The sequence below is a fragment of the Faecalibacterium prausnitzii genome (assembly GCF_003287405.1).
Lineage (GTDB): Bacteria > Bacillota > Clostridia > Oscillospirales > Ruminococcaceae > Faecalibacterium > Faecalibacterium intestinale.
Window position 1 is genome coordinate 387998 of sequence record NZ_PRLD01000001.1, and the last position, 15489, is coordinate 403486.

A 15489-nucleotide genomic window follows, 5' to 3' on the forward strand; every position below is an offset into this window, starting at 1 on the left:
TTGTGATTTCACAAGATTGGTGTTATAATAAGAGAAAAGCTCCTGCCGGGGCAGCCGCCCCGGTGGTATGGGTAGAAAGGCAGGAAAACAATATGCACATCAGCTATAAACCACTCTGGCACACACTGTTAGAGCGTGATATGCGAAAAGAAGATTTAAGGCTTGCCGCTGGTATGACAACGAATATGATTGCCAACATGAGTAAAGAGGGAAAGCACATCAGCATGGACACATTAGCCCGTATCTGCGAAACGCTGAATTGTGAGATTACCGATGTGATTGAGTTAGTACCAGACGAGCCTACTTCCACAGGAGGTAAGGAACATGAGCGAACTGAAACCAAGAATAACGGAAAACGGAATTGATTATATCCTTGTCGGAGATTACTATATCCCGGATTTGAAGCTGCCGAAGGAACACCGCCCTATTGGAAAGTACGGACGGATGCACAGGGAATATTTAAGGGAAGTCCACCCAGTCAGATTGAACACATTGACCTTGACCGGGGAGTTATGGACATACCTTGCAGACCTGAACGAACAGGCACAGGAACGGTTAGACACCATCATGGAGCAGATGAAAGATGCCGAGGGCGTGACCGAGGAATTGAAACGAACCCAAGAAATGGAATGGGTGCGGCGTTGCAATAACATTCACAACCGGGCAGAAGAAATTATTTTGCAAGAGATGATTTATTCATAACGGTATGATAGAATGATTATGACAAATCGGCAATTTATTGAGCTTTGGTTCTTCCTATGCAGTTGCAAAACTGTCTGGTATGGAGCCGATGGGACACTATTTCAAGCCTTTTACTTCCTACGGTCTGATTATCGTCATTTCGGTTGTTGCCATTATTGTCCATACGATTATCGTGCTGATTTACAGATCAAAGAAAAAGGCAACCTAACTAATTCCAAATTGACAAAGGAGCGTGATTGTATGAAAAAGAATAAGGGTATCGCTATTTTGTTGTTCGCTATTTTACTGCAAATGTGTAGTTCGGGAATGGAGTTGCTTACATTGGCAGTAGGTGCTGTCGGATTGGTTCTTGCCATTGTTGATGATAGCAAGAAAGACTGACCAATTCCAATTTGACAAAGGAGTGTGATTGTATGGGTAAAGCGATTTTAGCAATGATTGTAACTGTAATTGTTGGTTTTATGAGTAGTGCCATCTTTGCAAACTGGGTCAATGCACCCGAATGGGGTATTGTTCTTGCAATTGCAGTTATGGGTGGATTTATCATCTACTTCAACGATAAGAAGAAGTAACCAAATCCCAGTTTGTCGTTCTAAAAATTCAACTGAATAATCCCAGCAAAAACCGCTGCTACATGGAAGCCAACAAACCATGCAACAGCGGTTTTTCTTTACCGTTTTTTCCTTTGGCTGATAGGCGTTCCCATTTTCTTTGATTTTTTGAGAATCCGAATCAACCAGCGAAATTCTTCGTCTGACAGATTTTTATAGTTGATACCGAGCTGTTTACAGTAAAGGACAACCAGCTTTTCATCCCGGCTGCCCTTGAAATTTTCGACCGCTTCCAGATTTTCTTTCAGTTCATTGGCAACAGTGGTCTGGGGTGCACTCTCACTGTCCTTTTTATGGGCTTCTCGAATATCCCGGATAATGAGGTTGAGGTCATCCCGTACCATCTGACTGAAATATTCATCATCACTGATATGGGCGGCTTGTAGCACTTTCAAATGGGGGTCGTCTTCGCCAGGGCGATACCGTTCAATGATTTCATGTCGGACAGTATCAACAAGGGCATTGAGGTTTTGAATCTGCATGGTGGCAATCCCGTCCACATAAATCTCAATGTCCGCAAGAAACTTGATAAAATCTTTATGTGTGGCAAGCTCACAGAGCAGACGGTTGTTAATCCGACCGCTTTTCAGGAGAGCAACCATCTCATCATTCAAATGCAACTCCGTCAATGGCGTGTTGATCTGCTCCCTGTTCTCTGTCCGGCACAGCAGATAATCAACGGAAACCCCATAGAAGTCTGCCAGTGTGATAAGGTTGCCATGATTGATTTCTTTATAATCCTCTTTCTCATAACTTCCAAGAGCTGATTTGGAAATACCCGTCAACTCTGACAACTCTTCCAGATTTAAGCCTTTGTCCTTGCGGAGTTCCCAAAGGCGTTCCTGTATGCTTGTCGCTCCTTTCATGGGCGCACGCTCCTTTCCGGTGGTTTGATTGCTGCCGCTTATCTGGATTATATCACACTTTCCGCAATCGTGGAAATTTCTGATTTTTACCCCTAATTCCTACTTTGTGGACATACGGCACAGGGCACAAAAATGTTCTATGATACAGGTAGTTCATCGATGGATTATTCCAATCGAATGACCAGCCTGTGTGGGATATGCTTCCCCGGCGATGTAGTGCCATGACTTTTGGCAGGGATATGGAGGAACCCTTACCAAAACGAGCATACCAAAGGGAGCGATACGCCGCTGTGAGATTCAGGGGAGGAACGACACCGGGGAGAACTGGCGAACTGACACCGAAATGATACCGAAACACGACAATCTGATAGGGGGACAGTCTACCCTATCGCTGATACTTCGGGAGATTTTAAGCGGCTCTATGGCTGTAATTTTGCCGAAAATCGCCCCGAAACCATACACGAAAACGGGAGGAAGCGCAATATGCCGAGAATGAGCAAAAAGAGGAAGCATGAGCTTTCCTTTTACCTCAATGACCGGGGGCGTGTCACTTACAACGAATTATGCCGGAAATGCCAGCATGGGTGCAGGCAGAGCTTCCGGGCGGTTGTGATTGACTGCCCCCGTTATTTATCCAAGCGAGCAAAGAAAAAGGAGGAACACACAGAATGAATTTTGAATTTATGACGATAGACACACCATTGCCGCCCTGTATGCCCTTTCCCAGAGCGTTGACAGGATTTCCAGTCAGCAGCACCGCAAAGGTCATGTACTGCCGGATGTTGGACGCTATGCTATCCAAAGGGCAGGAGGACGAAAACGGAATCCTGTTTGTCTGCTTCCCTGTTACAGCCATTGCCGCAGTCTTGTCCCGCAGCTCTATGACGGTCAAGCGTTCTCTGAATGAACTGGAAACCGCCGGACTTATCATGCGGGTGCGTCAGGGCGTTGGAGAACCAAACAGGATTTATGTGCTGATACCGGGAAAGGAGGACGCTGCCCTTGCCTGATACCTCAAAGCTGGAAAAGCTCAACCGGGAGCTGGAGAAAAGCGAAAAGAAACTGCGGAAAGCCATCAATGATGAAAAGGCATTGCAGCACCAGTTAAAACAGCTTACCCGAAAGGAACGGACGCACCGGCTCTGTACCCGTGGCGGTATGCTGGAAAGTTTTCTGCAAGAGCCGGAACGCCTGACAGATGATGATGTCATGCTGTTATTGAAACTCATTTTTCACAGGCAGGACACGCAGGAACTATTGAAAAAACTGCTGGAACGGAAGAAGCCGAAAACCCCTTAGTTTACTAAGGGCGCAATTATACACCACCCAGAGGTTGGTGCATTGCGTTCTCCGAAGGCTCCTCACCGGAGGGCTGTGATTTTCCGCAGTCATGGTCTGCTCCAAATCAAACAGGGGACGCTACGCTTCCCCTGCGCTGGCTGCCGCCAGCTACCCTTTTGTGGACTTGCCATCTGGGGACACCTTGCGTTGCAAGTTGTTCCCAGCCGACAAGTTTTACAAAATCTCTCTATACTTTGACGGTCGAATAAAGTATAATGAAGTCAACGACTAATCGGAAGTTCAATGTGAGGAAAATTAGATGAAGAAAAAGTCTTATTGGTTAAGTATTAGTGTGTTCGTATTGATACTGATATGGACAGTTTATTATTATGCAATGCAGTACACAGGAGGATTTGCAGACTTAAAGGACTCTATTGTTTGTGGGATTGTAGGTTTGATATGTATCGTATTTATCGTGAAAAGAACTATTGACTTTTTGAAAAACAAAAAATCGTAAAATTCAAGTTTGCCACCCACACATCGGGTCAACTTGTCCCGAACTTTTACAGCTAAATATCCGCCGCCTTCACAGCGGCACACCGAGCAGGAAATCTGAAAAAGGTCTCCTGCTTTTTTTCTGCCAAAATGAGGTGGTAAAACGCCACCCCATCCACCAATTACCGAAAGGAGGGACACGAAATGCCCTGCCCACACAACGAAATCACGATTGTTCAGCGCAGCCAGCGGCAGTCTGCGGTTGCCGCCGCTGCTTACCAAAGCGGCGAAAAGCTGTTCTGTGAATACGACCAGCAAGTGAAGCACTACCCGGAAAAGCGTGGTATTGTCCACAATGAAATCCTGCTCCCACCTAATGCCCCACAGGAATATGCAGACCGCAATACTTTGTGGAACGCCGCCGAAGCGGTGGAAAAACAATGGAACTCCCAGCTTGCAAGGCGGTGGGTGCTTACCATCCCCAGAGAGATACCGCCCGACCAGTATGCTGTCCTTGTCCGGGAGTTTTGTGAGCAGCAGTTTGTTTCCAAAGGCATGATTGCTGATTTTGCAATCCATGACCCCCATCCGCCGGGACACAATCCCCACGCCCATGTCATGCTCACTATGAGGGCAATGGACGAACATGGAAAATGGCTTCCCAAGAGCCGCAAGGTTTATGACCTTGACGAAAACGGGGAACGGATAAAACTTCCGTCCGGCAGATGGAAAAGCCACAAGGAGGATACGGTTGACTGGAACGACCAGAAGTATTGCGAAATCTGGCGGCATGAATGGGAGGTCATCCAGAACCGCTATCTGGAAGCCAATGACCGCCCAGAGCGTGTGGACTTGCGTTCTTATGCCAGACAGGGGCTTGATATTATCCCTACTGTCCATGAGGGAGCTGCTGTCCGGCAGATGGAAAAGCGGGGTATCCAGACGAACATCGGCAACCTGAACCGGGAAATCAGAGCCGCCAACCGCCTGATGAAGTCCATCCGGCAGCTTATCCAAAACCTCAAAGGCTGGATTACCGAGCTGGGAGAAAAACGGAAAGAACTGCTTGCACAAAAGGCGGCGGAGGAAGCGACACTTCTTCCCAATCTACTGATGAAATATATGGAGATACGAAAGGAAGAACGGAAGGACTGGACGAGGTCTGGACAGAACCGGGGGACTTCACAGGACTTAAAGGCAGTCAGCGAAGCCCTGTCCTATCTCCAGCAAAAGGGGCTTTCCACTGTGGAGGACTTAGAAGCATTTCTGGAATCTTCCGGGAAATCAGCCGCAGATTACCGCAATCAGATGAAGCCAAAGGAAGCCCGAAGCAAAGTGATTGACGGGATTCTTGCCAGCCGGACAGACTGCAAGGAATGTAAGCCTGTCTATGAGAAGTACCAGAAGATATTTTTTAAGAAAACAAAGGAGAAATTCAAACAGGAACACCCGGAGGTTGCCCGGTATGAAAAAGCCGCCACCCACCTTGCCAAGCACCCAGATGATAAGGACAGTACCCAAAAGGAGCTGCAAGAGGAGCAGGAAACGCTTCTGGAAGAAATCGCAGAGTTGAAAGTACCACTGACCGAGGTACAGGAGGATTTGAAGAAGCTGCGGGACATCCGCTACTGGGTACGGAAAGCCACACCCGGCACAGAGGAAAGTAAAGAGCCGCCCAAGAAGCAGCCCATCAAGGAAGTCTTGCAGGATAAGGCAGACGAGAAAAAGGCTCAAAGAACCGCCCCGGCACAGGCGAAACACAGACAACAGGATATGGAACTTTAACAGGCACTTGCCATTTTCAATCAGAGAATGTCAGGTGCTTTTCTTATTTTCAAGGAGGGATAGATTTGAATGTATTTGAAGCTGTGAAGCAGTCCGTCACAACAAGACAGGCTGCGGAGCATTATGGAATCCATGTAGGTCGGAACGGGATGGCTTGCTGCCCGTTCCATAATGATAAAACCCCAAGCATGAAGCTGGATCGGCGTTACCACTGCTTCGGCTGCGGTGCGGATGGGGATGTGATTGATTTTGCCGCCGCCCTGTATGGGCTGGCAAAGAAAGAAGCCGCCGTACAACTGGCAAATGACTTCGGGCTTTCCTATGAGGACTGGAAACCGCCGGGAAAGGCAAAAAAGCCCAAGCCCCGGCAGAAATCCCCGGAGGAACAGTTTCAGGAAGCAAAGAACCGCTGCTTCCGTATCCTTGCCGATTATCTCCACTTGCTTATGGCATGGAGAACGGAATATGCCCCGCACTCCCCAGAGGAAGCCTTTCATCCCCGGTTTGTGGAAGCCTTACAAAAGCAAGCCCATGTGGAATATCTGCTGGATGTGCTGCTGTTCGGGGAGACAGAGGAAAAAGCGGCTTTGATTGCGGACTACGGAAAGGATGTGATACAGCTTGAACAGCGAATGGCAGAGCTTGCAGCCGCAGACGCAGCAAGAACTAAAAAACACCATGAACGCCATGCAGCCGCCCCAGAGCATTGAGGAAATCAAGGCGGGGCTGGAAACCACCGAGAAAGGCGGTGTCCGCCAGAGCATACGGAACTGCCTGACCGTATTCCAGCGTGACCCTCTGCTTTCCGGGGCTATCGCATACAACATCCTGACCGACCGCAAGGACATCATAAAGCCCATCGGTTTTCACAGAGAAAGCACAGCCCTGAACGATACGGATATGAAGTATCTGCTTCTCTATCTGGAAGAAACCTATGGGCTTACCAATGAGAAAAAGATTGATAATGCCATCGGGATTGTGGCGAATGAAAACAAGTACCATCCCATCCGGGACTACCTAAGTGCCCTTGTGTGGGACGGGACAGAACGAATCCGTTTCTGTCTGCGGCACTTTCTGGGGGCTGACGCAGACGATTACACCTATGAAGCGTTGAAGCTGTTCCTGCTGGGTGCAATCTCACGAGCCTTTCAGCCGGGGTGCAAGTTTGAAATCATGCTCTGTCTGGTAGGCGGTCAGGGGGCTGGAAAGTCCACCTTCTTCCGTCTGCTGGCAGTCCGGGACGAGTGGTTCTCCGATGATTTGCGGAAGCTGGACGATGACAATGTGTACCGTAAGCTGCAAGGTCACTGGATTATCGAAATGTCGGAAATGATGGCAACCGCAAACGCCAAGAGCATTGAGGAAATCAAGTCATTTTTAAGCCGACAGAAAGAGGTTTACAAGATACCCTATGAAACCCACCCAGCAGACCGCCCCCGTCAGTGCGTGTTTGGCGGCACTTCCAATGCCCTTGACTTCCTGCCCCTTGACCGTTCCGGCAACCGCCGCTTTATCCCCGTCATGGTGTACCCGGAGCAAGCCGAGGTTCACATTTTGGAGGACGAAGCCGCTTCCAGAGCCTATATCGAGCAGATGTGGGCAGAAGCGATGGAAATTTACAGAAGCGGCAGGTTCAAGCTGGCTTTCAGCCCTGCCATGCAGCGGTATCTCAAAGAACACCAGCGGGATTTTATGCCGGAGGACACCAAAGCCGGGATGATACAGGCGTATCTTGATAAGTACACCGGGAGCATGGTCTGCTCCAAGCAGCTCTATAAGGAAGCCTTGAACCATGCCTTTGACGAGCCGAAGCAATGGGAAATCCGGGAAATCAACGAGATTATGAACCAGTGCATTTCTGGCTGGCGGTACTTCCCGAACCCAAGAATGTTTTCCGAATATGGCAGACAAAAGGGCTGGGAGCGTGAAAACCCGGCAACGGACTCCGGCAACCCGTCTGAAAAAACGATGGACGGTTTTGTGGAGGTCACAGAACAGATGGAGCTTCCGTTCTGAAAATGGCAGCCCGTTGCACCCCCTGTTGCTATCCCGTTGCCGAGCCGGTTGCCGGGGAAAATCCCGAAACTATCGGCTTTTCTCCCCTATGACAACCAAAACAACAGAAAAATAAAAGAAAAGTATAAATAGTAACCATCGCCAGATTGAGATTGTTTGCAAGGTCTTTTGAAGCCCGTTGCCGGACTTCGTTGCCGACACCCTCTGTCTGGCTATTTTCATGTATGGAGGATAACTGCCTATGGCAAAAAACAAAACAGAGATTCATGTTACAACGGTATTTGACGGGGAACTGGACGCAACCGATGTGTTCGTCAGCCTGATTTCCCAGAAATACGGTAAGACAAATACGAAAGAATATCTTGCTAAAAGGAAAGATATGAGCTATAATGAAGATGAGGTTCAAAAGAGCCAGATACCGTCTGGATTGTGTGGGTAAATGGCTATGATGAACGAAATGGAATACAGAACAATCGGTTCGGCACTTGCCGGAGGGTATCGTGCAGCGGTCTATTGCAGGCTGTCAAAGGACGATGACCTGCAAGGCGAAAGTGCCAGTATCGCAAACCAGCGTGATATGCTGGAAAAATACTGCGAAAAGCAGGGATGGGAGGTTGTGGCAGTCTATCAGGACGATGGCTTCACAGGTCTTAATATGGAGCGTCCTGATTTACAGAGAATGTTGAGAGCCATTGAGCGCAGGCAAATCAACCTTGTCATCACGAAAGACCTCAGCCGACTGGGGCGTAACTATCTGCAAACCGGGCATTTGATTGAGGACTTTTTCCCAAGAAACGGTGTCCGCTATATCGCCATGAATGACGGTATCGACACCCTGCGGGATAACAACGATATTGCCCCGTTCAAGAATATCCTGAACGAGATGTACAGCAAGGATATTTCCAAGAAAGTCCATTCCTCTTATCTTCTGAAAGCGCAGAAAGGACAGTTTACCGGGTGTCTTGCCCCCTTTGGGTATCGGAAAGACCCAGAGGACAGAAACCATCTGCTCATTGACGAGGAAACCGCCCCGATTGTGCGGCTGATTTTCGGATATGCCCTGAACGGTCATGGTCCGAACTATATCCGCAGACGGCTGGAGGAAGAAAAAATCCCCTGCCCCACATGGTGGAACCGGGAACGGGGGCTTCGCAATACCCGCACCAAATGGGAAAAGAAAGACCCAGAAAACGGACGGTATATGTGGGACTTCTCCGTTATCAAAGACCTCTTGATGAATCCCGTCTACACCGGGGCGATTGCTTCCCAGAAAAAAGACTACCGTTTCAAAATCGGCACGATTGGAGAAAAGAAGCCGGAGGACTGGATTGTGGTGGAGGGACAGCATGAACCGCTGATTGACCGCATGAGCTTTGACATTGTGCAGAACAAGCTGAAATCCCGCCAGCGTCCGGGGCAGACCAATGAAATCAGCCTGTTTGCCGGACTGATAAAATGCGGCGAGTGTGGGAAGTCGCTGACGATACGCTACACAAACGCAAAACATCCCCAGCAGATTTATTCCTGCAAGACCTACAATGCCTTTGGAAAGAACCACTGCACCCAGCACCGGATTGACTATGACACCCTTTACAGCCATGTGCTGCGGAAAATCCGGGAATGTGCCAGAGCTGCCCTGATGGACGGGAAAGCGGTTGCCGACCGCCTGACTAATACCTGTGAAGCCGAGCAGCGGGAACAGCGGGAAGCAATGGAACGCTCCCTTACAAGGGACGAGGAACGGATTGAGGTTCTGGATAAAATGGTCATGCGGCTTTATGAGGATATGATTGCAGGGCGTATCAGTGAGCAGAATTTCAACACCATGCTGGAAAAGACACAGACCGAGCAAGCGGAGCTTAAAGCAAAAGTGTCCGAGGGCAGAAAGCGGCTGTCCGATGAAGTCCAGCTTGCCAATGACGCAAAACAATGGGTGGAAGCCATTCAGGAATACGCCAATATCACAGAGCTGGACGCAGCCACCCTCAACCGCTTAATCAAAGAAATCGTCGTGCATGAGCGCATTGACGAAGATAAAACAAGACACATTTCTATCGAAATTCATTTTAATCTCAAACCCATCCCAGAGGTGGAACAGGTCACTGCCTGACCTGTCCCGCCGGGACGGTTCTCTTAAAAACACCATATAGATTTTTTGTACGCCGCCGCCCGCCATCGAGCAGAGTTTTACACCTAATTGGGGATAAAACAGCTTATGGCGGGCGGCGGCATTATGCTTCTCGGTCTGAAAGTGGTTCCGCTGCTGTCCAGCCTGATTACCGTCTAATCGGCACGGGTAGCGGCTTATGCAAAGCATAATCGACGCCATTGAACAGTGGCTGAAAGACTTCTTAATCGGAGCCATCACTGGCAATCTGTCGAGTATGTTTAGCGATGTCAACAGCAAGGTCGCCACAATCGCAACCGAAGTGGGAAAGACGCCGGAGTCCTGGAACTCCAGCGTCTTTTCCATTATTCTTACGCTGTCTAAGAATGTGGTAGTCCCCATAGCGGGGCTTGTGATAGCCGCCGTCCTGACGTATGAACTGATTTCCATGATTATCGAGAAGAACAATATGCACGACATTGATACCTTTATGTTCTTCAAATGGGCGTTCAAGTCAGCGGCGGCGGCAATCATCGTTAATCATACCTTTGATTTCATCATGGCGATTTTCCAGGTTGCACAGACAATGGTTCAAAGGAGTGCCGGTGTCATAGATACCAACGCCAGCATCGACATTTCCTCTGCAATCGCCAACATCACGACGGAGCTTCAGGCCACGGGGCTGGGAGATCTGTTTGCCTTGATGCTGGAAACCTGGGTCGTATCCTTTGCCATGAAAGCGATGGGGCTTATCATCACGGTCATTTTGTATGGCAGGATGATTGAAATTTATATTTACGCCAGTGTCGGCCCGCTGCCCTTTGCCACCTTTATGAACCGGGAATGGGGCAACATCGGCACCAACTACGTCCGGGGGCTTGCCGCCCTGGGGCTGCAAGGCTTCTTAATCATGATCTGTGTCGGCATCTATGCCGTGCTGGTCAATGCTCTTTCCCTGGGTGGGGATTTGCAGGCTTCCATCTGGAGCTGCGCCGCCTACACGGTGCTTCTGTGCTTCAGCCTGTTTAAGACCGGCTCCGTGGCGAAAAGCATCCTAAACGCACACTAAGTTTTGAGAAAGGAGGGTTTCGATTGGCTTATGTGACGATTACCAAAGATTTGACCGAGGTCAAGGACAAAGTGGCTTTTGGGCTGACCAAGCGCCAGATTGTCTGCTTTTCCCTGGGCGGGATTGCAGGCGTGGGCACTTACTTCTTAACCCGGCACTCCCTGGGGAATGACCTTGCCCTGCTTCTTCTGATTGCCCTGGCAGCGCCCTTTATGCTGTTCGGGCTGTATGAGAAGAACGGTCAGCCATTGGAAAAGATTCTGAAAAATATCATCCGTGTCCGGCTGCTCGCACCTGCGGCCAGACCTTACCAGACCAACAACCGGTTTGCCGCCCTGGAGCGGCAGGCACGCTATGAAAAGGAGGTACAACAACTTGTTTCCATTCAGAACAAAGCCACCGGCAAAAACAGCCGTGGGCTGGGAACATCTCGTGATCCGGCCCGACACCAAGCTGACCGCCGCCGACAAAAGGCGTGTGGAAAAGGCAATCCGGCGGGCAAAAAAAGAGGGTAAAATCGCAAAGACCGCCCAGCAGACCATTCCCTATGAAGAAATGTACCCGGACGGCATCTGCCGCATCACGAACCGGCTTTACAGTAAAAGCGTCCTCTGCGATGACATCAACTATGCCGAAGCGTCTGACGATGAAAAGGCGGTTCTGTTTGAGCTTTACTGCAAACTGGTCAACTATTTCGGGCCGTCTGTGGGCTTTGAACTTTCCGTGATCTGCTATCCGGCAGACCTGGTGGAATACCGGAAAATGCTTGCCCTTAACCCCCAGGGCGACCAGTTCGATGAAATCCGAAAGGAATACAGCGATATGCTGGTGCGGCAGGTTTCCAAGAGCCGGTATGAGCGCCGTATCTGCCTGACCTATACTATCGAAGCAGACGGCATCAGGCAGGCCCGTTCCCGCCTGGAGCAGATCGACAATGATGTGGTGGGGCATTTCCGTGCCCTGACGGTTGCCGCACATCCGATGGACGGTTATGAACGGTTGACGCTTCTCCATCGGTGCCTGCATCTGGAGGAGAACCGGAAGTTCCGTTTTAACTGGGATTCCTTAAACCACACCGGGCTGTCCAGCAAAGACTATATCGCCCCCAGCTCGTTTTTCTTCAAGGATGGGCGCTATTTCCGCTCCGGCGCATCTTTCGGGGCGGTTTCTTTTTTGCAGATCCGGGCGACCAAACTGTATGACACGCTGTTAAACAGCATTTTGAACATGGAAGGGAGCCAGATCATCAGCATCCATGCCAAAGCCCTCGACCAGAATGCCGCTCTGAAAGCGGTCAAGCGCAAGCTAAGTGATCTGGACAAGGCAAAGATCGACGAACAGAAAAGGGCCGTCCGCTCCGGTTTTGATATGGACATCCTGCCGCCCGACCTTGTGACATTCGGCAAAGAAGCCCAGAAACTTTTGGAGGATTTGCAGAACCATGACGAGAAAATGTTTATGGTCACAATCCTGGTTGTCCATGCGGCGTCCAGCCGTCAGAAGCTGGAAAATCTGATCTACTCCGCAAACGGCATTACCAATACTCAGAACTGCGATCTGATCCGGCTGGACTATCAGCAGGAACAGGGCTTTGTGTCTGCGCTGCCCATCGGCATCAACCAGGTGGAAATCCAGCGTGGGCTTACCACCAGCGGAACGGCAATCTTTTTGCCGTTCCGTGCCTGTGAGGTATTCCAGCCCAAAGGCGTTTACTATGGGTTAAACGCCACCACAAACCGGATGATTCTGGCTGACCGCAAAACGCTCAAGTGCCCCAACGGAGTGGTGCTTGGCACGCCCGGTTCCGGTAAATCCTTTAGCTGCAAGCGGGAAGCGGCAGACGTCTATCTGCATACCACGGATGACATTTTGTTCCTCGATCCTGAGAATGAATATACTTCCCTGTGCCAGCAGCTTTCAGGACAGGTGATCCGGCTTGCCCCGGACAGCCACGATTATATCAATCCGCTGGATGTAGACCTGACCACGAATACCGGCGAGAATCCGCTTCTGATGAAAGCGGACTTTATCATGTCATTCTGTGAACTGATTTTGTCCGCCGCTCAGGGCGGCCTAAAGCCCATTGAGAAATCGGTCATTGACCGCTGTATCCCGAAAATCTACCGCCAGCTCATCAAAGACCCCAGACCGGAAAATATGCCGATCCTGGGGGATTTGTATGAGTGCCTGCGGGCACAGCAGGAAGAACAGGCACAGGAACTTGCCACGGCACTGGAACTGTATGTGTTTGGTTCCCTCAATTATCTGAACCACCGAACCAACGTCAATGTTGATAACCGTGTGGCCTGCTATGACATCAGCGGTCTGGGGCAGAACCTGAAAAAGCCCGGTATGCTGACCGTCCAAAATAACATCTGGCAGCGCACCACCGTAAACCGCTATGCCGGAAAGACCACCCGCATCTACTTAGATGAGTTCCACTTGCTTTTAAAGGAGCCGCAGACGGCTGCCTACACCGCAGAAATCTACAAGAGATTCCGAAAATGGAATGGCATCCCGACAGCTCTGACGCAGAACGTCAAGGATCTGCTGGAAAGCCCGGAGATTGAAAATATCCTGGAAAACAGCGATTTTATCCTGATGCTGAACCAGGCGGCCAGCGACCGGAACATTCTGGCGCAGCGTCTTGGTATCTCTCCCCAAGAGCTGGGTCACATCACGAACAGTGACGCCGGTGAGGGGCTTTTGTTCTTTGGAGATAAAATCATTCCCTTTGTCGATAAGTTCCCCACGGATACGAAGCTGTACCAGGTTATGACTACGAAGCCTGCGGATTTGGCAGCATAAGGAGGTCTGCCATGAAGAAAAAAGCCAACATCTACGATGCTGATGATGTGGAGCGCAGCAAACGGCTGAATTTCACCCCGGAGGAACGGGCTGCCCGTGCGGAACACAAGGCGGAGGTTTTGGGTACGAAGCTGGAAAAGGCGAAAAAGAAAGTGCCTAAGAAGAAAAAACTGCGTCTGCAAAAAGAACTTGATCCCGAAAAAAGCAGGCTGAAGCACACACTCCGGTTTGAGGAAGTGGAGAAAAAACGTGGGCAGGAAACCCTGCCGAAAAAGGCGGGCAGGCGCATGGTACAGAGTGCCAGCGCCACCGTCCACTCCAAGATTCATCAGGTGGAGGAAGAAAACGTGGGTACGAAAGCCGCCCATCGGACAGAGCTTGCGTCTGAGGGGGCCGCTGCTCTCGCCAGCCATGAAATCCGCAAGTACCGGCAGAACGCCCCGTATAAGCGTGTGGAGAAGCTGGAAGCCCAGGTCAACCGGGCGAATGTCAGTGCCGCTTATCGTGCCGCTGTCCGGGATAACCCGGAATTGCAGGAAAACGCCGTCAAGCGTCTTATTCAGAAACAGCGCATCAAGCGCCAGTATGCCAAAGAGTTTCGGAAAGCAAAGCAGGCTGAGAAACAGGGATCAGCTTTTGTTCAGAAAGCAAAGGATATGTTTGGCAGTATCGGTCAGACCGTGGCGACTGCGGTGCAGGAGCATAAAGGCGGGCTGGTGATGGCTGGTGCGATTGCCATGCTGATTATTATGGTGTTTTCGTCCCTTTCTTCCTGCTCTGTGATGATGGATGGAGCCATGAGCGCCGTGCTGGGCACTTCCTACACTTCGGAAGATCCCGACATCATTCAGACAGAAGCCAATTACACCGCCCTGGAAACCGCTTTGCAAAATGAACTGGCAAATATCGAGCGCACCCACCCTGGCTATGATGAATACCGGTACGATGTGGACAGCATCGGGCATAACCCCAATGAACTGATTTCCTATCTGACGGCAAAGTTTGACGCTTTTACCCCTGCCCAGGTGCAGGCAGAACTGGAAGCCATGTTCGACAGGCAGTACAGTCTGACCACCCGTGAGGTGGTGGAGATCAGAACCCGCACGGTTACTTCCACCGACCCGGAAACCGGGGAAACCACGGAGGATGAGGAGGAATATGAGTATTACATCCTCTATGTGACCCTTAGAAATAAAGGGTTCGGGGCGGTTGCCCTGGAGAACTTGGACGAGGAGCAGAAAGAACGCTATACGGCCACCCTTTCCTTAAAGGGGAATAAGCCCTATCTGTTCGGCAGCGATATTTACGCCAATGAAAGCGCCGGTGAAGATTACGACATTCCGGGGGAAGCCCTGGCTGACCCTGATTTTGCCGCACTGATCGCAGAAGCCGAAAAATACTTAGGGTTCCCCTACGTCTGGGGCGGTTCTTCTCCAAGCACCAGCTTTGATTGCAGCGGATTTGTCTGCTACGTTTACACGCACAGCGGCGTCCACAACCTGCCCCGCACCACCGCCCAGGGCATTTATAACCAATGCGCCCATATCCCAATGTCAGAGGCAAAGCCCGGCGACATTATTTTCTTTACCGGCACTTATAACTCCCCAGGGCCGGTGAGCCATGTGGGAATTTACGTCGGCAACAATATGATGATTCACTGTGGGTCGCCCATCCAGTACGCAAGGACTGACAGCAGCTATTGGTCGCAGCATTTCTATGCCATCGGCAGATTAAATTAAGGAGGTTTTG

General features: G+C 50.3%; 18 protein-coding genes. 17 read left to right on the plus strand and 1 reads right to left on the minus strand.

Going from position 1 to position 15489, the window contains the following annotated elements; genetic code table 11:
- Window positions 1-2 precede the first annotated feature (2 nt).
- The 4 genes from C4N24_RS02005 to C4N24_RS02015 all read left to right on the plus strand — a co-directional run bounded on the left by C4N24_RS02005 (window position 3) and on the right by C4N24_RS02015 (window position 1274).
- Window positions 3-365, plus strand: coding sequence for a helix-turn-helix domain-containing protein (locus C4N24_RS02005; RefSeq protein ID WP_006060467.1), 363 nt, complete (start codon window positions 3-5; stop codon window positions 363-365).
- Window positions 325-702, plus strand: coding sequence for a TnpV protein (locus C4N24_RS02010; RefSeq protein ID WP_003020283.1), 378 nt, complete (start codon window positions 325-327; stop codon window positions 700-702). Before C4N24_RS02005 ends, C4N24_RS02010 begins: the two co-directional genes overlap by 41 nt.
- A 240-nt stretch (window positions 703-942) precedes the next feature.
- Window positions 943-1083: a hypothetical protein gene (locus C4N24_RS15250; protein ID WP_181573031.1), complete on the plus strand. Its 141-nt coding sequence runs from the start codon at window positions 943-945 to the stop codon at window positions 1081-1083.
- 32 nt (window positions 1084-1115) lie between these two features.
- Window positions 1116-1274, plus strand: a complete 159-nt coding sequence (locus C4N24_RS02015) for a binding-protein-dependent transport permease (RefSeq protein ID WP_112090107.1) — start codon at window positions 1116-1118, stop codon at window positions 1272-1274.
- A gap of 98 nt (window positions 1275-1372) precedes the next feature.
- On the opposite strand, the gene C4N24_RS02020 is transcribed toward C4N24_RS02015, so the two are convergent.
- Window positions 1373-2179 (minus strand): helix-turn-helix domain-containing protein, encoded by an 807-nt coding sequence (locus C4N24_RS02020; RefSeq protein WP_009323504.1) that lies wholly within the window; start codon window positions 2177-2179, stop codon window positions 1373-1375.
- Window positions 2180-2662: 483 nt separating this feature from the next.
- Here C4N24_RS02020 and C4N24_RS02030 point away from each other — a divergent pair, with 483 nt between their 5' ends.
- The 13 genes from C4N24_RS02030 (at window position 2663) to C4N24_RS02100 (ending at window position 15479) form a co-directional block, all read left to right on the plus strand.
- Window positions 2663-2851 carry a hypothetical protein gene (locus C4N24_RS02030; protein WP_005930722.1) on the plus strand — a complete coding sequence of 63 codons (189 nt, stop codon included), beginning with the start codon at window positions 2663-2665 and terminating at the stop codon, window positions 2849-2851.
- A complete protein-coding gene (locus C4N24_RS02035) occupies window positions 2848-3189 on the plus strand; it encodes a DeoR family transcriptional regulator (RefSeq protein ID WP_097786107.1) in 342 nt (113 codons plus the stop codon). The genes C4N24_RS02030 and C4N24_RS02035 overlap by 4 nt, the downstream gene beginning before the upstream one ends.
- Window positions 3182-3478 (plus strand): DUF3847 domain-containing protein, encoded by a 297-nt coding sequence (locus tag C4N24_RS02040; RefSeq protein ID WP_112090108.1) that lies wholly within the window; start codon window positions 3182-3184, stop codon window positions 3476-3478. Before C4N24_RS02035 ends, C4N24_RS02040 begins: the two co-directional genes overlap by 8 nt.
- 681 nt (window positions 3479-4159) lie before the next feature.
- Complete coding sequence (gene mobQ / locus C4N24_RS02050; RefSeq protein WP_007887873.1) at window positions 4160-5740, plus strand: MobQ family relaxase; 1581 nt, start codon at window positions 4160-4162, stop codon at window positions 5738-5740.
- Between the two features lie 65 nt (window positions 5741-5805).
- Window positions 5806-6450: a CHC2 zinc finger domain-containing protein gene (locus C4N24_RS02055; protein ID WP_007887871.1), complete on the plus strand. Its 645-nt coding sequence runs from the start codon at window positions 5806-5808 to the stop codon at window positions 6448-6450.
- Entirely contained in the window at window positions 6419-7756 is a 1338-nt protein-coding gene (locus tag C4N24_RS02060) for a virulence-associated E family protein (protein ID WP_003500111.1), read from the plus strand. The genes C4N24_RS02055 and C4N24_RS02060 overlap by 32 nt, the downstream gene beginning before the upstream one ends.
- Window positions 7757-7997: 241 nt before the next feature.
- A complete protein-coding gene (locus C4N24_RS02070; protein ID WP_003020324.1) occupies window positions 7998-8195 on the plus strand; it encodes a hypothetical protein in 198 nt (65 codons plus the stop codon).
- Window positions 8196-9866 (plus strand): recombinase family protein, encoded by a 1671-nt coding sequence (locus C4N24_RS02075; protein WP_007887864.1) that lies wholly within the window; start codon window positions 8196-8198, stop codon window positions 9864-9866.
- A gap of 123 nt (window positions 9867-9989) precedes the next feature.
- Window positions 9990-10043: a hypothetical protein gene (locus tag C4N24_RS02080; RefSeq protein ID WP_242983158.1), complete on the plus strand. Its 54-nt coding sequence runs from the start codon at window positions 9990-9992 to the stop codon at window positions 10041-10043.
- A 19-nt stretch (window positions 10044-10062) separates the two neighbouring features.
- Entirely contained in the window at window positions 10063-10932 is an 870-nt protein-coding gene (locus C4N24_RS02085) for a VirB6/TrbL-like conjugal transfer protein, CD1112 family (protein ID WP_112090109.1), read from the plus strand.
- Between the two features lie 32 nt (window positions 10933-10964).
- On the plus strand, window positions 10965-11447 hold the full coding sequence (locus tag C4N24_RS02090) for a PrgI family protein (protein WP_242983159.1): 483 nt from the start codon (window positions 10965-10967) through the stop codon (window positions 11445-11447).
- Window positions 11365-13740 carry a VirB4-like conjugal transfer ATPase, CD1110 family gene (locus tag C4N24_RS02095; protein ID WP_207657263.1) on the plus strand — a complete coding sequence of 792 codons (2376 nt, stop codon included), beginning with the start codon at window positions 11365-11367 and terminating at the stop codon, window positions 13738-13740. The genes C4N24_RS02090 and C4N24_RS02095 overlap by 83 nt, the downstream gene beginning before the upstream one ends.
- An 11-nt stretch (window positions 13741-13751) precedes the next feature.
- Entirely contained in the window at window positions 13752-15479 is a 1728-nt protein-coding gene (locus tag C4N24_RS02100; protein WP_112090111.1) for a C40 family peptidase, read from the plus strand.
- Window positions 15480-15489: the final 10 nt, after the last annotated feature.